We start from the raw sequence: 19,398 nt of genomic DNA, 5'->3' as shown, positions 1-19,398 counted from the left end.
AGCTATTGCGCGTGCCAAAGCTAAAAAAGCCGCTCAAGAGCAACCTGCCACACCGCCAGTCGCTGATGTGGTAGCGGATACCGAAGTTGATCCACGTAAAGCGGCTGTCGCTGCAGCTATTGCGCGTGCCAAAGCTAAAAAAGCCGCTCAAGCAGAACAACTCGCACAAGAAGAGCTTACTCCCGCTGCCGAACAACCCATTGAAGAGGAAACCGACCCTCGAAAAATTGCCGTTGCCGCTGCAATCGCGCGAGTAAAAGCGAAGCAAGCACAAAAACAACATGAACAAACGACTACAGAGTAAGTGATAACGAGATGAAATTTAGGCCAATTGATGCGAAAAATCGCCGTTTAAAAATTGCTAGCGCGCCATTTACTCATAATAAACAAAGCACCAGCTTAGTCATGCTTTGGGTACTTTTAGCTGCAATACCCGGTATTGCGGCTCAAGTTTATTTTTTTGGCGTTGGCACCTTATATCAAATTATTTTAGCGATGCTAACAGCCGTTATCACAGAAGCGGTTTCTATTCGTTTACGCAAACAACCTGTAGTTCCTGTACTAAAAGATAATTCAGCCATTGTAACTGCTTTATTATTAGCCATCAGCCTACCACCGCTCTCACCTTGGTGGTTAATCGTATTAGGGACATTTTTTGCTATTACGATTGCTAAACAATGTTATGGTGGATTGGGACAAAACCCTTTTAACCCCGCGATGGTGGGTTATGTTGTTTTATTGATATCATTCCCTGTTCATATGACAAACTGGCTACCCCCGCATGAATTACAGAATATGTCGGTTTCAGCCCTTGATAGCCTATCAATTATTCTCAGTGGCCATACACCAACAGGTATTACTCTCGAGCAGCTACGAACGGGAATTGATGGTATGAGCCAAGCAACCCCGCTTGATAGCTTTAAAACGGGCCTACTGACTCATTCTATTTCTGAAGTATTACAACAACCTATTTTGCAAGGTTCCTTAGCCGGTATTGGTTGGCAATGGGTAAATATTGGCTATTTAGTTGGCGGTTTGTTCTTATTACAGCGCCGTATTATTAGCTGGCACATCCCAGTGTCGTTCTTAGGTACGTTGGCAATCTTAGCTATTGTTAGCCACTTAATTGATGATAGCCAGCATGCATCACCATGGGTTCATCTATTGTCTGGCGCCACTATGCTAGGGGCATTTTTTATTGCCACTGACCCTGTTACCGCATCGACAACACCTAAGGGACGAATTATTTTTGGTGTGATCATTGGTTTCCTTGTTTGGGTGATCCGTGTTTACGGTGGTTACCCTGACGCTGTCGCATTTGCCGTGTTACTCGCCAATATTACCGTTCCATTAATTGATTACTATACGCAACCTCGTGCGTACGGCCATGGGCATAAGTAAGGATAACCGTATGTTAAACACGATGAAACGCCATGGTGTAACGTTAGCAATCTTTGCGGCAGGCACGACCGCGCTTAGTGCTGCAGTGTACACGTTAACTAAAGAGACTATTGCTGAACAAGCCGCTATTGTTCAGAAAAAATTACTCGACCAAGTTATACCAAGTGATTTATATGACAATGACCTCGCAAAAGAGTGTTATTTAGTCACTAATGAGGCCATACTTGGTAACAAACAACCTAGGCGTTTGTATCTAGCCCGTAAAAATGGCGAACCCGTTGCTGCGGCATTAGAAACAACGGCATTAGACGGCTACTCTGGCGCGATACATTTATTAGTTGGAACCGATTTTAACGGCACAGTATTGGGAACTCGTGTAACAGAACATCATGAAACACCTGGGCTTGGTGACAAGATTGAGACACGAATATCTGATTGGATTACTTATTTTAGCGGTAAGAAAATAGCCTCTGACAATGACCCTAAATGGGCGGTTAAAAAAGACGGTGGTGAATTTGATCAGTTTACTGGAGCAACAATTACGCCCAGAGCAGTCGTCAATGCGACTAAACGTACTGCTGTATTTATGCAACAAATTCCACAACAATTATCGAATTATCCACGCTGTGGGGACGAATAATGAGCGATACATCTAAAGACTTATTAATGCAAGGTTTGTGGAAAAACAACTCTGCATTGGTTCAACTATTAGGGCTTTGTCCGCTTCTTGCTGTTTCATCAACAGCAACAAACGCATTAGGGCTAGGCTTAGCGACAACATTAGTCTTAGTTTGTACTAATGTTGCAGTTTCTGCTTTACGTCGTTGGGTACCATCAGAAATTCGCATCCCTATCTACGTGATGATTATTGCCTCTGTTGTTAGTGCCGTACAAATGCTAATCAACGCATATGCTTTTGGTTTATATGAATCTCTCGGGATCTTTATTCCGTTAATCGTCACCAACTGTATTGTTATTGGGCGAGCAGAAGCCTATGCATCTCGTAATCCTGTTGGGTTATCTGCTCTAGATGGGTTTGCCATGGGCTTAGGCGCAACGGCGACCTTGCTTGTTCTAGGGTCAATTCGTGAAATTTTAGGGAATGGTACCTTGTTTGATGGTGCTGACTTGTTACTTGGTTCTTGGGCCACCTCCCTTCGTATTGAAGTATTACATCTTGATTCTCCATTTTTACTCGCTATGCTACCGCCTGGTGCCTTCATTGGGCTAGCGTTACTATTAGCAGCGAAGTACTTAATTGATGAAAAAATGAAAAAAAGAGCCGCACGACAATCCAGTATTCAACCCGAGCGTGAATATGAAAAACAGCAAGGTTGCGGTAGCCATATTTCTTAACAACGATATTTTGTGAGCAATGAATAAATCAAAACGCATTGAAATTCTAACTCGTCTACGGGATAACAACCCACACCCGACAACGGAGCTAGAATTTAATTCTCCTTTTGAGCTATTAATCGCCGTTTTATTGTCAGCTCAAGCGACTGATGTGAGTGTTAATAAAGCGACAGCGAAGCTATACCCTGTTGCTAATACACCTGAAACTATTATGGCGCTAGGTGTGGATGGGATAAAAGAATACATTAAAACCATTGGCTTATTTAATACTAAAGCTGAAAGTGTCTATAAAACCTGTCAAATTTTAATCGAAAAACACAACAGTCAGGTTCCTGAAAACCGAGAGGCTTTGGAAGCCTTACCGGGTGTTGGCCGTAAAACTGCAAATGTGGTTCTTAATACCGCATTTGGCTGGCCGACTATCGCTGTTGACACACATATTTTTCGTGTCTGCAATCGTACTAACTTTGCTCCGGGTAAGAATGTTGTTGAAGTGGAAGAAAAACTCCTTAAAGTTGTACCCGCAGAGTTTAAAGTAGATTGCCACCATTGGTTTATTTTGCATGGACGTTATACTTGTATTGCCCGCAAACCCCGCTGTGGCTCATGTATTATTGAAGATTTATGTGAATTTAAAGAAAAAATATACCCAGAAGATTAGTCAAAATGCTATTTTTATACATTACCAATAAACGGTATTTTTAATGATGAATCTAGTCAGTAACGCATTTTTTCCTTGCTCTAAGACTTTGTCTTACGTAACAATAGAGCCAAACCCAATATCAATAAAACGGTAAGTATGTTCCAAGACAACCCACTGCTCGCACAACTTAAACAAAAACTACATGCCCAGACTCCACGCGTTGAAGGGCTGGTAAAAAGCACAGAAAAAGGCTTTGGCTTTCTCGAAGTTGATGGCCAAAAAAGTTATTTCATTCCGCCGCCTCAAATGAAAAAAGTCATGCATGGCGATCGCGTTATTGCTGCAGTTCGTACAGATAAAGACCGCGAATTTGCAGAACCAGAAGAGCTGGTAGAACCTTTTTTAGATAGGTTTGTTGGGAAAATACAAAAAAAAGACAATGATAACCGCTTATTTGTCATTCCCGATCACCCATTACTGAAAGATATGATTTCTTGCCGTCCTGTTAATGGCATCAATCACGAATTCAAACAAGATGATTGGGTTGTTGCACAAATGCGTCGCCACCCATTAAAGGGTGATAAAACTTTCTACGCTGAAATAACTGAATTTATCACCGATGGTGATGACCATTTTGCCCCTTGGTGGGTAACGTTACGCCGTCACCAATTAGACCGTGATGAACCTAAAATGGTTGATAGTGAACGTGACGATCAAGGAATTGAACGTGTTGATTTAACTCACTTGCATTTTACGACGATAGACAATGCTAGTACTGAAGACATTGATGACGCGCTCTATGTTGAAAGAACCGATAATGGCGATTTAAAGCTGTATATCGCTATCGCTGACCCGACAAGTTATATACCAGAAGGCAGCGAACTAGATAAACTGGCATTAGCCCGCGGCTATACCAACTATTTGCCTGGTTTCAATATTCCAATGTTACCACGCAGATTATCTGACGACCTATGCTCTTTACGCCCAAATGAACGCCGCCCTACTTTAGTCTGTATTGCGCTAATTAAAGAAGATGGACGCATTGACGATCACATTGAGTTTTTCAGTGCTTGGGTTGAATCGAAATCTAAATTAGTTTATGACGAAGTCTCTGATTGGCTTGAGAATACAGGCAGTTGGCAGCCAGCAAATGATACCGATAAACAGCAAATTTTACTCCTTAAAGAAATGTCAGATAGACGTTTACAATGGCGTGAAAATAATGCCCTCGTCTTCAAAGACCGCCCCGATTACCGCTTTGTATTAGATGATAAAGGCAATGTGGTTGACATCGTGACTGAACGTCGCCGTAGCTCTAATCGCATTGTTGAAGAAGCTATGATCGCGTCTAACCTCTGCGCTGCTGCGGTACTAAAAGAAAAATTAGGGTTTGGGGTGTTTAATGTGCATATGGGGTTTGAACCTCTGCAAATTGACCAAGTCGTGCAAACACTAAAAGATAACGGTATTGAAACAACGGCTGAATCGTTGTTATCACTAGAAGGTTTCCGTCAACTACGCCGTCAATTAGATGCACAGCCGACTCAATTCCTTGATAGCCGAATTCGTCGTTACCAAACTTTTGCGGAAGTCAAAGCTGAGCCCGGTCCACATTTTGGTTTAGGGTTTGATGCTTATGCGACTTGGACTTCACCAATTCGTAAGTATACCGATATCGTCAATCATCGTTTAATAAAGTCTATTATTGCCGGTAAACCTTCTACGGATAAACCCTCCGAAGAATTATCAATCAAATTAGCTGAACGTCGTCGTGCAAATCGTATGGCTGAACGTGATGTTGGTGACTGGCTCTATTCGCGTTACTTAAAGCCTTTTGAGGGTACAGATACTAAATTCCCAGCTGAAATTATCGATATTACCCGTGGTGGAGTGCGAGTTCGCTTAGTCGACAATGGTGCCGTTGCATTTGTCCCTGCCCCCTTTATTCATAGCGTTCGTGATGAGATTCAATGTAGCCAAGAAACAGGCAATGTGCTTGTTAAAGGTGAAATAGCTTACCAACTTAACGATATTATTAATGTCACCATTAATGAAGTTCGTATGGAAACACGTAATATCGTTGCTAGACCAGCCGAATAACAACTTTTCTGCTATTCTTAAAAGACCATAGTTTGATATCTATGGTCTTTTATTTTTCTATAAATTGTTTTTTAACATCATATTCGCATTAAACGTTAAACAGCGAGCACTTTTCCAGATCTTTTCCTGATTATTCTTATTCGTATAATAACCTATCATGATATTTTGTTAACTGTTAAATCTGTACTAAGGATCACTAAAATGAACACAGTAAGCAAACGTATTTTATCATTCATGGTGATAGCCACAGTCGCTATCAGTGTCAGTGCCTGTTCAAATATGTCTAAACGCGATAAAAACACAGCGATTGGTGCTGGTGTAGGTGCTGTTGGTGGTGCCGTACTGACAGGCGGAAGCTCCGTAGGAACCGTTGGCGGTGCTGCAATTGGTGGAATTATCGGTCACCAAGTCGGTAAATAAATCTCATTACATCCTTTATTTTCTCTCCTTAATCTACAATAGCGTTCATCATGAACGCTATTTTATTTTTCATATCCGATAATCTATTAAACTATTGACGGAAAAAAGTGTACAAAGTACACTTACAATTAATGCAAAGGGAGGGAACCCTGTGATTCACGCAATTGAATTTATTGAAACGAGCTTTTTTACTAAACAAATCCAATCGATAGCAACACAAGAAGAACTTAGGACACTACAAAATGAACTTATCGCATGGCCAGATAAAGGCGATATTATCCAAGGAACAGGTGGTCTTCGCAAAATTAGGATGGCAACAGGTAATAAAGGAAAAAGTGCAAGTGTACGGGTTATTTATTTCCTAGCTACAGCAGAAATCATTTATTTTATAATGGGTTACCCAAAGAATGTCAAAGATACGCTAAATGACTTAGAAAAAGCAGAATTAAAGAAACTAACGAAATTACTAAAAAATAAGGTATAAAATGAGTATATTCAACGAATTAAAAGCCTCTTTAGAAGAAGCTGTTGACATTAAACACGGTCACCAAAAAGCTGCTAATGTCACTCGTTACGAAATTACTGACGTCAAAGCAATTCGAGAACAACTTAATGTTTCACAAAGCGAATTAGCTCATGCGCTAGGGACGAGTATCGACACCATTAAAAGTTGGGAACTTAAACGACGTAACCCAACAGGGCTAGCGGCTAAAATACTCATCGCCATTAAGCGTAATCCTGCTTTATTTGCCGAGTTAGCAGCAATTTAACCACTTCTTCATTATAAAATGAGTGGCTCTCTAGGTCGCCACTCATGAAAAACAGCAAAATTGTCGAGTCAATCAGCCACCAGCTAACTTGACTTGAAAACCTTTCGCCTCAAGGTACTGTTTGATAACATCACGTTTGTCGCCTTGAATTTCAACGTTACCGTCTTTGACAGCCCCGCCACAGCCACATTTCTTTTTAAGGTCAGCCGCTAGTTTTGCTAATTCGCTATCTTCAAGGTCAAGACCTGTAACAACACAAACACCTTTCCCTTTGCGTCCTGATGTCTCACGGCGAATTCGCACAATACCATCGCCTTTAGGCCTTTCAACTTTGGGTTTTTCGTCAGCAATACGTCCTGTCTCAGTGCTGTAAACAAGACGACTATTTGTATCACTCATAGCAAACCTTCAATAGATTGATTGATTTGTTGTAATGTGACTGTTGGGTTTTCACTACGTGTAATCGGACGCCCAATCACCATATAATCGACACCTGCTTTCACTGCATCTTGTGGTGTCATAATGCGACGTTGATCCCCGACATCACTACCTGTAGGGCGAATACCTGGGGTAACCAATTTGAAATCAGCACCACATAACTGCTTTAAACGTTGAGCTTCATGAGCAGAGCAAACAACACCGTCCAACCCACATTGCTTCGTTAATAAGGCCAAATGCTCTGCATGAACTGCCGGTGAAACGTTAATTCCAACACCTGAGAGGTCAGATTCATCCATACTCGTTAATACTGTTACTGCAGTAAGTAATGGCGCTTCTTTACCATAAGGCTCAAGAGATTGGCGCGCCGCTTCCATCATACGAGCCCCACCACCAGCATGGACATTAACCATCCATACCCCCATTTCAGCTGCAGCCGCAACCGCACGAGCAACAGTATTTGGAATATCATGAAATTTCAAATCTAAGAAAATATCAAAACCACGTTCATGGAGTGACTTAACAAATTGAGGACCATTAAAAGTAAACATTTCTTTGCCAACTTTTAAGCGACAATCACGTGGGTCAATACGATCCACAAAAGCCAAAGCTTCATTAGCATCTTCATAATCAAGTGCCACAATAATTGGTGAATGTGTGTGGTTCTCAGTTGAGGAAATCATTTCTTAGCCTTTAAAGAGTCGTTATTATTTAAAAAGTGACGCTGTCACTGACCATCTAGCCCGCGAATAGGTTTAATTGTGTCCCAAGAACGACAAGATGGACAATGCCAATATAATGCACGCGATGTAAACCCGCATTTATGGCAGCGATAATCGGGTTTTGTACGAATTTGTTCCCCTACCATTTTACGCAGCAAAATCAAACTTTCTTTTGCCCTTCCATCTTCAGCTTCTTCAAGATGGTAATCCATTAAACGATAGAATAAACGCATGGTAGGATGGCGTTGAATTTGGTCGTTAATGTAATTCGCAGCCGCTTCATGATTTTGTTTTTCAACAATAATATCGGCTAAGTAAAGTTCTGCGATAGCCCCTGAATTACCTGCAACACACTGACGAAGGTAATCTTCCCACTCATCTGCTTGGCCAGTATGTTGGTAGCAATCAAACAGTAAAGGTAATGTTTCAGCAACGAGTTCTCTATCTTGTTCATAGACTTGTTTTAAGACATGAACCGCTTTGTCGTAATTACCTTGCTCGATAAACAACCGACCTTTCATAATCGAAACTCGAGCGCAGTGGTTATCGGCTTGCTCTGCCTTATTTAACAATGTCAGTGCATCTTCAAGATCATCGCTAGCGAGTTGTTGGGTCGCTAATTCACAATAAAAATGCGCAATTTGCTCACGTAACTCGGGGTGCCCTAATTTAACCAGTTTTCCTGCTATTTCAATGGCTTTTGTCCAGTCACTGGTAAGCTGATAAATATTTAAGAGGGATTGTAAGGCACTTTGTTTGAAATCGACTTCGTCTGTCAATTGCTGAAACATATTTTCTGCACGGTCATAAACCCCTGCAGCCATGTAATCTCGGCCAAGCTGTTGGGTTGCTAATAAGCGTTGTTCAAATGACAAAGCGGCGCTTTCTACCAGCGACTGGTGAATACGAATGGCACGTTCAACTTCACCACGAGAACGGAATAAATTTCCCAGCGTGAGATGAGCCTCAAAAGCGGAACTGTCTTCATTTTTCAGCATATCGAGGAATAAATCGACAGCTTTGTCTTGTTGATTAGATAATAGGAAGTTAACGCCTGTAACATAATCACGTGACAAGCGATTCGCATGTTGTTGCTTATCTTGTTGAGCACTTCTGCGCCCCATGTACCAACCGTAAGCAGCAGCAACCGGTAGCAGCAGAAACAGCAACTCGAACATACAGGATTATTCCTTGTTCTGAGTCGTCACTAATGAGGTTGAGTCGGAAATATTACTTTCTCCAGCACCTAATTGTGATTCTAAACGTCGAATTTTACGACGTGCGTTTTTCAGGCTAACGATGACTCGTAAATAAAACACGGCACAGACTAGCCAACCTAGCACAAAACCGACACCAAAAAGTGATGCAAGAAGGGTCGATAATGAAAAATCCCCTTTTGCAATCAGGTACTTAAATGTAATAACCTGATCATTGCTTGAACCTAGCGTAATCGAAACAATAAAAAAAGCGACCGCTAGTAATAAAATCAGAAAATATTTCACATTTATTCCCGTTATCAGTTCTATTCATCCAATAATATCTACCTGTTAAGGTAGCATTTCCAGCGCATTCAGACAAAGCAATTTATTTTATACAATGAGATATTTAAGTTAGATCTCCCCTAATAATGGCCAACTTGATGAAAGATTAATCGGCTTTACTAAATAGTCCCCATGCCCGTAAAATATAATAACCAAATATGGTAAAACAAGCACTGATGATCACTGAAGTTATTATATCTATAGGCCAATGCATTCCCAACAACATCCGACTAAACGCAATACCCTCTGCCCAAATAGCAAGCCCTATCGATAAAGCATATAAACGCTGTTGCCAAAAAAGCACAATTAAAAACAATGCCCAGCCTGCTGCAAATAACATATGACCCGAAGGAAAAGAATACCCCGTTTCTGCTTGCCAATGTTTACGCTGCCACTTAGCTATATTTTCATCTTGTTTAACCGTATTTTTAATTAATTTCGCTCGTTCACTACGTTTTAACTCATAAAACTCTGATGAAGGAATTTGATATTGAGTTGCCAACCATTCCACATAAGGACGCGGTTCTTTAAATGTGCTTTTTAATGCGCTCTTCAAACCTTGTTGCAGTAATACCGCACTGACCAGAACAAGCAAAATTTTCAGTCGCTGTTTCTTTTCTGAACGGAAAACGAATATAACGACTCCAAGAAATAAAAAAGACGTTAAAATACTATAAGGCGCTCCCGCAGTGTCTGTCAGCCAAAGAAGCCATTTCATTGAGTTAAACTGGGTTTCTGGTGACCAATGCCACCCTGTAACTATCATCACCATGGGAGGCATGATTAATAACAATGCAAAAGCACAAACAACCAAAACCGTTTTTTTCATTCAATGTATTCCAAATAAAGTTCTATTAAATATACAAATATTCCATTCACCTATTATTAACTCTGTTATAGTAATACAGCGTTGGTCGTGTGCAAAGAATACCAACCTCTATATGCTAAACGTCATATAGCGTCGATGTATTATAGTTAAGCTACTTTATATCGATAAACGTTATTAATTAAGCAAGAGTTACTTTAACTAATGAAAGAAAATATGCAGCTAAAACGCGTTGCCGAAGCAAAACTCCCAACACCTTTCGGTGAGTTTTTAATGGTGGGTTTTGAAGAAATCGCAACCGGTCGTGATCATGTAGCGTTAATTTTTGGCGATATCTCAGGAGATACACCGGTACTTAGCCGGATCCACTCCGAATGTTTAACAGGAGATGCGTTATTTAGTCTACGTTGCGATTGTGGTTTTCAATTAGAAGCCGCGCTCTCTCAGATTAGTAAAGAAGGCCGAGGGGTATTACTTTATCATCGTCAAGAAGGCCGAAACATAGGCTTGCTAAATAAAATCCGTGCTTATGCATTGCAAGATCAAGGCCTTGATACGGTTGAAGCTAACATCAAACTCGGATTCAAAGCCGATGAACGTGATTTTACCTTATGCTCTGATATGTATAAATTATTGGGAATTAATGAAGTCCGTTTATTGACAAATAACCCGAAAAAAATAGACATCATGCGTGAAGCTGGAATTAACGTGGTAGAGCGTGTTCCACTGATTGTCGGTCGTAACCCAAGTAACGAACATTACCTTGACGTTAAAGCAGAAAAAATGGGACACATGCTATTTAAGCATCAGTGATCTCACCAAAGGAAGAGTGTTCTGCTCTTCCCTTTCTTCTCCTCATTCTGATTATCATCATTCAAAGTGTGCCATTTACCCGCTGCTATATTCACTTTCTTTCTATAAGGTTTATACTGTTAGCCATCTGATTACCCTGACGAATAAACTGAGCTCTTGAGGTTTATTCCGCATACTACCAGGAGATACTGTGAACAACCTGCATTCCATTCAACGCATGAGAAGATTGCGTAAGACCGAAAAACTCCGCACTTTATTCCAAGAAACCCACCTTTCCGTTAATGACCTTTGCTTGCCAATTTTTGTTGAAGAAGAACTCGACGACTATATGCCAATCAATAGCATGCCGGGTGTTATGCGTATTCCTGAGAAACGCCTTGCCTATGAAATTGAGCGTATCGCAAATGCAGGAATAAAATCAGTGATGACCTTTGGGGTTTCCCATCATCTTGATGATAATGGTAGTGATGCATGGCAAGAGAATGGTTTAGTGGCACGCATGTCACGTATCTGCAAAGAAACCGTTCCTGAAATGATAGTGATGTCTGACACCTGTTTCTGTGAATACACCTCTCATGGTCACTGTGGCGTTATGCACGGTCATGTCGTTGACAACGATGCAACTATCCATAACCTAGGTTTACAAGCGGTTGCCGCCGCACGTGCAGGCGCTGATTTCATTGCCCCTTCTGCCGCAATGGATGGCCAGGTTGCTGCAATCCGTCATGCTCTTGATGAAGCAGGCTTTACAGATACTGCAATTATGTCTTACTCCACAAAATTTGCATCCGCACTGTATGGCCCATTCCGAGATGCAGCAGGTTCATGCCTTAAAGGCGATAGAAAAACCTATCAGATGAACCCAATGAACCGCCGTGAAGCGCTCCATGAGTCACTAATTGATGAGCGCGAAGGTGCTGACGCGCTAATGATAAAGCCTGCCGGAGCGTATTTGGATATTATTCGTGATTTACGCGAACACACTCAATTACCCATCGGGGCTTATCAAGTCAGTGGAGAATACGCACAAATTAAATTTGCCGCTCAAGCGGGTGCAATTGATGAAACGCGTGTGGCTCTTGAAACACTAGGGTCAATTAAACGCGCAGGCGCTGATCTTATTTTCACTTATTTCGCTTTACAGTTAGCTGAAGCCAACGCGTTATAATCTCATTCAGTTAAAAAAAACCGCATTACTGTACATAAACACAGTAGCGCGGTTTTTTGTCATTTCTGTTGAATAATAGTACTTAAAGCGCCTAACTTATAGCCAGTTGGCTATTTTGCTCTTTGCAATTCAAGTTGTTGGGTTAATGTTTGCACATAATGCTGTGCTTGCTCTGGCGTTGCTAAACCGGCAATTAATAAATCTTGTTTACCCGCAGATGTTGTTGCAACCACTCCCCAGTAATCGACTTCAACCGTAATACTCTCAGGGTTTTGATCGGGCATAGGCAAAATATCAAAGTAGTCTTGTAATGGTGCAATGGTAATAGTGGTGTAATCTGCATTTAAGCCGAGTGGAAATTCTTTGTCTGCATATAAACGCAAATCATGGACTTCCGTTTCAGGTGTTCTCATCACAATAGAATATAAGTTAGGTATGTGCTCCAAAATGTCACGAACCTCTTCGTTCGCACCATCAAAATGGGATGTGGTTAATAAGATATCTGCTGCCCACAATGCCCCTTTATAGAAATCGGTTTCATTGATATCTGCCATACTCATTTCCTTTATAGTGTTTTCGATAAGCTCAGTTACATGGTGACCCGTGCTAAAGCTATTACATTCAATTAATTTGCACAAAGAAACTTATTTATGGCGAACTTCACCCTATTTTCATTTAGCCTAGTAGCGACTATTTTCTCCTTTAATCTACCGTCTATTTAACACCATAACGTAGATTGCTATCAAAAATATTGAGAAAAAACAAAATTGATAAATAAGATTAAATATTAAAAAATAAAAACGCCCGTAGGATAACAATCTTACAGGCGTTTCAGTAACACAATTGAATGATTAATGCAGCATCTGTCTTATAACATAATGTAAAATACCACCATGACGGTAATAATCCATCTCCGTTGCAGTATCAATACGACAGCGGGTTATAACTTCCTTTATATCACCATTGCCATACGTGATTTTCACTGTGATATCTTGTCCAGGAGTAATTGACTGTAACCCCGTGACATCAATGCGTTCATCACCTTTTAAATTGAGTGTCTTACGGGATACCCCATCTTTAAACTCTAAAGGTATAACCCCCATACCAATCAAATTGGAACGGTGGATACGCTCATATGACTCAGTAATGACGACTCTCACACCTAATAAATTTGTACCTTTCGCAGCCCAATCTCGGCTAGAACCTGAACCATATTCTTTACCCGCAATGATAGCCAATGGGCGATTTTCTTGTTGATACAGCATCGCTGCATCATAAATCGCCATTTGTTTGCCTGTCGGTATATGTAAGGTATAACCGCCCTCCACACCTGGTACCATTTCATTACGAATACGAATATTTGCAAATGTCCCTCGCATCATCACTTCATGGTTACCACGACGCGAACCATAAGAGTTGAAATCTGCGACAGCAACACCGTGTTCTTGCAGATAGCGTCCTGCTGGACTCTCTTTTTTGATATTCCCCGCAGGAGAAATATGGTCAGTGGTGACCGAGTCACCGAGGATCGCTAAAATATTTGCGCCATGAATATCTTTAACAGGTACTGGCTGAGATTGCATTCCTTCAAAGAAAGGTGGATGGCGGATATAGGTCGAGTCTGCTTGCCAGTGATAAGTTGAAGAGCTTTCAACTTTTAATGCTCTCCAAGCATCATCACCTTCAAAGACCGCGTTATATTCCTTACGGAACATATCTGTTTTAACTTGCTGTACAGCTTGCGCAATTTCAGCACTTGATGGCCAAATATCTTTCAAATAAACATCATTACCCGATTTATCAACCCCGATAGGGTCAGTTTTCAAGTTGATATTCATATTACCCGCCAGTGCATAGGCAACAACAAGCGGCGGAGAGGCTAACCAGTTAGTTTTCACCAGTGGGTGAATTCGCCCTTCAAAGTTACGGTTTCCTGACAGTACGGCACCAACAGTAAGATCCGTTTGTTTAATCGCTTCTTCTATTGGTTCTGGTAATGGCCCTGAGTTACCAATACAGGTTGTGCATCCATACCCGACAAGGTTAAACCCAAGCTTATCTAAATACGGTGTTAAACCTGCAACGGCAAGATAATCAGTAACCACTTTAGAACCCGGTGCTAATGATGATTTAACCCACGGTTGGCGAACTAACCCTTTTTCAACGGCTTTTTTCGCTAATAGCCCCGCAGCCATTAATACACTTGGGTTCGACGTGTTTGTACAAGAGGTAATTGCTGCAATAACGACCGCGCCATCGGTTAATTCAAAGGTTTTATTTTGATATTTAACCGAAGGATAGCTCGATTGGATTTTCTTATTGACTTCTAATTCGACTGCGCCACGAAATGCTTTTGGTACTTGGCTAAGTTCGACTCTGTCTTGTGGACGTTTAGGCCCGGCTAAACTGGATTCGACTGTCGACATGTCTAACTCAAGTGTACTGGTAAAAATCGGTTCATCGCCCGCATAACGCCATAAACCCTGCTCTTTACTATAAGCTTCCACCAGCGCAATTTCATCATCACTGCGCCCAGTTAAACGCATATAAGACAGTGTTACTTCATCAACCGGGAAAAAGCCACACGTTGCACCATATTCAGGGGACATATTCGCAATTGTTGCGCGGTCTGCTAATGGTAAATCGGCCAAGCCGTCACCATAGAATTCAACAAACTTACCCACGACACCATGTTGACGTAGCATTTGTGTCACTGTCAACACAAGGTCAGTTGCTGTGATCCCTTCGGATAATTTACCCGTTAATTTAAAACCAACAACGTCAGGGATTAGCATCGAGACAGGTTGGCCTAACATAGCGGCTTCAGCTTCAATACCACCGACACCCCAACCTAATACACCTAACCCATTGATCATCGTCGTATGGGAGTCCGTGCCCACTAAAGTATCTGGATAAGCATATAATTTACCGTCAATTTCTTCATACCATACCGCCTTACCAAGGTATTCTAAATTAACTTGGTGACAAATACCTGTACCAGGTGGTACCACTTGAAAACGATTAAACGCTTTTTGCCCCCAACGTAGAAATAAATAACGCTCATGGTTACGCGCCATTTCAATTTCAACGTTATCGCCAAAGGCGGATTGGGTGGCAAACTCATCCACCATTACCGAGTGGTCAATGACCAAATCTACGGGTGATAACGGATTCACTTGATCAACATTGCCACCTAATGATTTAACCGCTTCACGCATCGCGGCCAGGTCAACAACAGCAGGAACTCCGGTAAAATCTTGCATAAGCACACGCGCGGGACGATACGCAATTTCCCTATCTGCATGTGCATTTTTTTGCCAGTCAATAATGGCTTGTAAATCTTGTTCAACAACTGAGTTACCATCAATATGACGTAATAGGTTTTCAAGTAAGACTTTTAATGATTTAGGTAACTTCGTCCCATCACCGAGCTTTTTTTCAGCTAGCGCTAAACTGAAGTAATTATACTGCTTGTTTCCAACATTGAGTGTCGAGGCACTCGTTGTTTTTAGACTCAACGACATAACTCCTCCTTGGTTTTTATGGCTATGGCAATATGTGTATTTACCGCCATTATTTTTTGTTAACCAATTGTAATCATAGTTGCTCTAGAAATTTGATTTATAGATTTTGTGCCAAATATTGAATGTTTCTCTATTAATAATAGGAAATTTAAGATAAGAAGGGAAATAAGTCAGAAAATAGCTTGGTACACCAACAAAGTATTGACAATAAAAACCCTAGAAATACAGTCACTAGGGTTATTATTGGGTAGTACAGAAATATAAAGAAATTAGATGATAGGCAATTTCATATCTTTAAAAAATTCTTCAATCTCTTCATTATTACGAATAGCAACCGCTTTATCGACCACATCACGAGTTAGATGCGGTGCGAAGCGCCACATAAAATCGTACATATAGCTCCGTAAGAAACTGGTGCGTTTAAAACCAATCTTCGTTGTGCTATAGCTGAACTTATCACGCATATCAATTACAACTAAATCACTATCACTCACCGGGTCAACTGCCATACTCGCAATGATACCGATCCCTAGCCCTAACCTAACGTAGGTTTTGATCACGTCGGCATCCGTTGCGGTAAAAATAATTTTGGGCTCAAGACCAATTTTCTGAAATGCCACATCTAATTCTGAACGTCCAGTAAACCCATGGGTATACGTTACAATTTGATATTCCGCGATATCTTCAATAGTGACATTTTTTTTCGTCGCTAGCGGATGGTCTTTTTGCACAACGACACAGCGGTTCCAATGGTAGCATGGCAACATAATCAAATCGTTATACAGGTGCAGTGCTTCTGTTGCTATCGCAAAATCGCTATTTCCTTTGCAAACTTCTTCAGCTATTTGCGTTGGAGACCCTTGCTGCATGTGCAATGAAACATGTGGGTAACGCTCAATAAAGCCTTTGATTGTTGGAGGTAAAGCATAACGAGCTTGTGTATGTGTCGTCGCAATACTCAAACTCCCCCGATCGGGATAAGTGTGCTCCCCAGCAACCGAACGGATCGCTTCTATTTTTGATAGTACTTCTCGGGAGATCCGCACGACTTCTTCCCCTGCTGGGGTGACATGCGTTAAATGTTTACCACTACGTGCAAAAATTTGGATCCCTAGCTCATCTTCAAGCATCCGCACTTGTTTGCTGATACCGGGCTGTGACGTAAAAAGCCCCTCAGCGGTTGAGGAGACATTCAAGTCATGGTTAACCACTTCAACAATATAACGTAATTGCTGCAATTTCATATTTCAGTCTACCTCATACATGAATAATGTGCTTTTGCATCTATAGCTAAAGAATATTAAATATAACTAAAAGTTATAATTAAATAATTTGATATAACCAATATAACATCATTCACAGAAGAATAAACAGTATGATGATAAAATTTCATCTAAATGCCACTACACTGATGAAAGGCCGTAAGATAATGCAAAGACGGATTAACTTTATTTCATTATGTGGTTCAATAAGTAAAATGAATTTTGCAGGATCCTCACTGTAAAATTTAACGTATTAAAGTGGATATCATAATTCTCAACGAAGAGAGGTGGTTACATGCGTTTAAATGTTTTGGCTTTAATTATTGGTATGTCGACGATTTCTTTTGCCCCTGCGCTCTTGGCGAAAGAAGTGGCTTATGGACAACAAAAAATTGTTTTGTCTGATACGATTGAACCCGGAAATGATTTTTACCGTTATGTTAATGAAGATTGGATAAATAAAGCGCAAATCCCCACCGGTATGCCACGTATTAACTCTTTCGTGGAATTATACTTAAACACAGAAAAACACATTCAATCGATTATTGATCAATTACAACAGATCCCTGAAAACAAGCTCACGCATAACCAACGAAATATTCGAAATTTATATCTCAGCTACCTGAATGAAGCGGCTATCGAGCAAGCTGGTATTAGCCCAATAAAATCCGATTTAGATGCCATTGCAAAAGCTAAAAATCATCATGATATTAGCCAGCTAATGACACAGCCTGACTATAAATCGCTGATTTCTTATTGGGTAGATTTAGATGCCAAAGCACCTGATACCTATGTGCTTTATATCGGTCAAGGCGGTTTAGGGCTACCGAACCGTACTTATTACCTCGATGACACCCCACAAATGCAAGATATTCGAAAAAGTTATATCGCTTATATCGCTACCATGCTAGAACTGGCGGGTGAAAAAGATGTACAACCAAAAGCGCAGAAAATTTTTGATTTGGAAAAAGCAATTGCAACAGTGCATTGGAGCCCAGAAGCACGCCGTGACACTATCAAAAATTACCATGCAATGTCTCTAGCTGAAATGAAAAATTATACTCAAGGTTTTGATTGGACTAGTTTTATTACCAATCGTAAACTAACAGATAAACAACTTGAGAAAATCATCGTTGAAACAGATAGCGCGGTGGAACAAACCGCAAAAATTTTTGCTGATACCCCGGTTTCGACACTAAAAGATTACCTAACCTTCCAATATATTAGTGAACACGCACGTTATTTAAACCAAGCTATCGCGGATGCCCAGTTTGATTTTTATTCGAAAAAACTCAATGGAATTGAAAAACAACGCACTCGCCAAGAACGTGCATTGCAGACTGTTAATTCGCTCCAAGGTGAGCCATTAGGGCAAATTTATGTCGAACAATACTTCGACCCGCAAGCTAAAGAAAAAATTAAAGACTTGGTTAGCTATGTGAGGGGCACATTTAATTCACGCCTAAAAGTCAATGACTGGATGGATGAGCCAACTCGCCAAGAAGCCCTTAAAAAATTAGAGCAATTCACTGTTAAAGTGGGATATCCAGATCAATGGAATGACTTCAGCACAATTAACCTCAAGCCTGACTCATTATTAGAGAATTATAAACAAGTTTTAGCCTGGTCATATGATGATATGATTGGCAAAATTGGCCAACCTGTCCGTCAATGGGAATGGGGCATGACGCCACAAACAGTCAATGCTTATTTCAACCCTGTTCAAAACGAAATTGTGTTCCCAGCGGCAATTTTACAAGCACCTTTCTTTGATCCTAATGTTGACCCAGCCTATAACTATGGTGCAATTGGCGCTGTAATTGGTCACGAGATGGGCCATGGTTTTGATGACCAAGGCAGTTTATACGATGGTACGGGGCAATTACGTAACTGGTGGAGTGAGAGTGCCAAAACTCACTTTAAAGAGAAAACAGCCAAGCTTGTTGAGCAGTATAACGCATTTGCTGTTGATGGTTTAAATGTGAATGGTGAGCTTACATTAGGTGAAAACATTGGCGATCTCGGTGGATTAAATATCGCCTTGAGTGCTTATAAACAATTTGCCAAAGAAAATTACCCAAATGGTGAGCCCCCAATTATTGACGGAACAACTGGGTTACAACGTTTCTTCATTGCTTGGGCTCGTACTTGGCAAGAACTGTCAAATAAAGAATCTGAGCGTAATAAGATTATGACAGACCCTCATAGCCCTAACCAATTCCGTGCTAATGGCGTAGTACGCAATATTGATGACTGGTATCAAACATTTGGTGTTGATAAAAATAACACACTATATTTGGCACCAGAGCAACGTATTCGTATTTGGTAATTTATCAATGAAAAAAGAAGGCTCGAGATTTAACTTGAGCCTTCTTTTTATGACTAGAAAAATTAAATTGTTTTCAAATCAATCC

General features: G+C 40.8%; 19 protein-coding genes and 1 pseudogene. 12 read left to right on the top strand and 8 right to left on the bottom strand.

Going from position 1 to position 19,398, the window contains the following annotated elements; genetic code table 11:
• The 9 genes and pseudogenes from PR725_RS06865 to nadS form a co-directional block, all read left to right on the top strand.
• A pseudogene (locus PR725_RS06865) lies at positions 1 to 304 on the top strand (electron transport complex subunit RsxC); the annotation flags it as partial.
• Between the two features lie 11 nt (positions 305 to 315).
• Positions 316 to 1,401 (top strand): electron transport complex subunit RsxD, encoded by a 1,086-nt coding sequence (gene rsxD, locus PR725_RS06860; protein WP_004910990.1) that lies wholly within the window; start codon positions 316 to 318, stop codon positions 1,399 to 1,401.
• A gap of 10 nt (positions 1,402 to 1,411) precedes the next feature.
• The gene (rsxG, locus tag PR725_RS06855) at positions 1,412 to 2,041 is read left to right on the top strand and encodes an electron transport complex subunit RsxG (protein ID WP_109912261.1); all 630 of its coding nucleotides are present in this window, start codon (positions 1,412 to 1,414) and stop codon (positions 2,039 to 2,041) included.
• The gene (locus PR725_RS06850) at positions 2,041 to 2,757 is read left to right on the top strand and encodes an electron transport complex subunit E (RefSeq protein WP_004910994.1); all 717 of its coding nucleotides are present in this window, start codon (positions 2,041 to 2,043) and stop codon (positions 2,755 to 2,757) included. The genes rsxG and PR725_RS06850 overlap by 1 nt, the downstream gene beginning before the upstream one ends.
• 19 nt (positions 2,758 to 2,776) lie before the next feature.
• Positions 2,777 to 3,418: an endonuclease III gene (gene nth, locus PR725_RS06845; RefSeq protein WP_102138606.1), complete on the top strand. Its 642-nt coding sequence runs from the start codon at positions 2,777 to 2,779 to the stop codon at positions 3,416 to 3,418.
• Between the two features lie 138 nt (positions 3,419 to 3,556).
• Complete coding sequence (locus PR725_RS06840; protein ID WP_123381923.1) at positions 3,557 to 5,500, top strand: exoribonuclease II; 1,944 nt, start codon at positions 3,557 to 3,559, stop codon at positions 5,498 to 5,500.
• A gap of 201 nt (positions 5,501 to 5,701) precedes the next feature.
• Positions 5,702 to 5,920: an osmotically-inducible lipoprotein OsmB gene (gene osmB / locus PR725_RS06835; protein WP_004911006.1), complete on the top strand. Its 219-nt coding sequence runs from the start codon at positions 5,702 to 5,704 to the stop codon at positions 5,918 to 5,920.
• A gap of 151 nt (positions 5,921 to 6,071) precedes the next feature.
• Complete coding sequence (locus PR725_RS06830) at positions 6,072 to 6,404, top strand: type II toxin-antitoxin system RelE/ParE family toxin (RefSeq protein ID WP_272568253.1); 333 nt, start codon at positions 6,072 to 6,074, stop codon at positions 6,402 to 6,404.
• A gap of 1 nt (position 6,405) precedes the next feature.
• Entirely contained in the window at positions 6,406 to 6,690 is a 285-nt protein-coding gene (gene nadS / locus PR725_RS06825; RefSeq protein ID WP_004911011.1) for a NadS family protein, read from the top strand.
• Positions 6,691 to 6,762: 72 nt separating this feature from the next.
• Here nadS and yciH read toward each other — a convergent pair whose 3' ends face one another.
• The 5 genes from yciH to PR725_RS06800 all read right to left on the bottom strand — a co-directional run bounded on the left by yciH (position 6,763) and on the right by PR725_RS06800 (position 10,220).
• Complete coding sequence (gene yciH / locus PR725_RS06820) at positions 6,763 to 7,089, bottom strand: stress response translation initiation inhibitor YciH (protein ID WP_109912264.1); 327 nt, start codon at positions 7,087 to 7,089, stop codon at positions 6,763 to 6,765.
• Positions 7,086 to 7,811 (bottom strand): orotidine-5'-phosphate decarboxylase, encoded by a 726-nt coding sequence (pyrF, locus tag PR725_RS06815; RefSeq protein WP_272538129.1) that lies wholly within the window; start codon positions 7,809 to 7,811, stop codon positions 7,086 to 7,088. The genes yciH and pyrF overlap by 4 nt, the downstream gene beginning before the upstream one ends.
• A gap of 44 nt (positions 7,812 to 7,855) precedes the next feature.
• Entirely contained in the window at positions 7,856 to 9,028 is a 1,173-nt protein-coding gene (gene lapB / locus PR725_RS06810) for a lipopolysaccharide assembly protein LapB (protein ID WP_109912266.1), read from the bottom strand.
• 6 nt (positions 9,029 to 9,034) lie between these two features.
• Positions 9,035 to 9,352, bottom strand: coding sequence for a LapA family protein (locus PR725_RS06805; protein WP_272568248.1), 318 nt, complete (start codon positions 9,350 to 9,352; stop codon positions 9,035 to 9,037).
• Positions 9,353 to 9,497: 145 nt separating this feature from the next.
• Entirely contained in the window at positions 9,498 to 10,220 is a 723-nt protein-coding gene (locus PR725_RS06800; RefSeq protein ID WP_109912267.1) for a phosphatase PAP2 family protein, read from the bottom strand.
• Between the two features lie 213 nt (positions 10,221 to 10,433).
• On the opposite strand from PR725_RS06800, the gene ribA reads away from it, so the two are divergent.
• Complete coding sequence (ribA, locus tag PR725_RS06795; RefSeq protein WP_004911029.1) at positions 10,434 to 11,030, top strand: GTP cyclohydrolase II; 597 nt, start codon at positions 10,434 to 10,436, stop codon at positions 11,028 to 11,030.
• A gap of 190 nt (positions 11,031 to 11,220) precedes the next feature.
• Positions 11,221 to 12,198, top strand: coding sequence for a porphobilinogen synthase (gene hemB, locus PR725_RS06790; RefSeq protein ID WP_110731948.1), 978 nt, complete (start codon positions 11,221 to 11,223; stop codon positions 12,196 to 12,198).
• A gap of 110 nt (positions 12,199 to 12,308) precedes the next feature.
• Here the strand turns inward: hemB and PR725_RS06785 are convergent, their stop codons facing one another.
• From PR725_RS06785 to cysB, 3 genes are all read right to left on the bottom strand, one after another.
• On the bottom strand, positions 12,309 to 12,752 hold the full coding sequence (locus PR725_RS06785; protein WP_004911037.1) for a hypothetical protein: 444 nt from the start codon (positions 12,750 to 12,752) through the stop codon (positions 12,309 to 12,311).
• A 297-nt stretch (positions 12,753 to 13,049) separates the two neighbouring features.
• The gene (acnA, locus tag PR725_RS06780; protein ID WP_196719489.1) at positions 13,050 to 15,722 is read right to left on the bottom strand and encodes an aconitate hydratase AcnA; all 2,673 of its coding nucleotides are present in this window, start codon (positions 15,720 to 15,722) and stop codon (positions 13,050 to 13,052) included.
• A 269-nt stretch (positions 15,723 to 15,991) separates the two neighbouring features.
• Positions 15,992 to 16,966, bottom strand: coding sequence for an HTH-type transcriptional regulator CysB (gene cysB / locus PR725_RS06775; RefSeq protein ID WP_004911040.1), 975 nt, complete (start codon positions 16,964 to 16,966; stop codon positions 15,992 to 15,994).
• A gap of 313 nt (positions 16,967 to 17,279) precedes the next feature.
• Between cysB and PR725_RS06770 the strand changes: the two genes are divergently transcribed.
• Entirely contained in the window at positions 17,280 to 19,313 is a 2,034-nt protein-coding gene (locus tag PR725_RS06770; protein WP_004911041.1) for a M13 family metallopeptidase, read from the top strand.
• The last annotated feature ends 85 nt before the right edge of the window (positions 19,314 to 19,398 follow it).

Source organism: Providencia sp. PROV255, assembly GCF_028478065.1.
GTDB classification, from domain to species: Bacteria; Pseudomonadota; Gammaproteobacteria; order Enterobacterales; family Enterobacteriaceae; genus Providencia; species Providencia rettgeri.
This window is presented reverse-complemented; position numbering and strand designations above follow the sequence as displayed.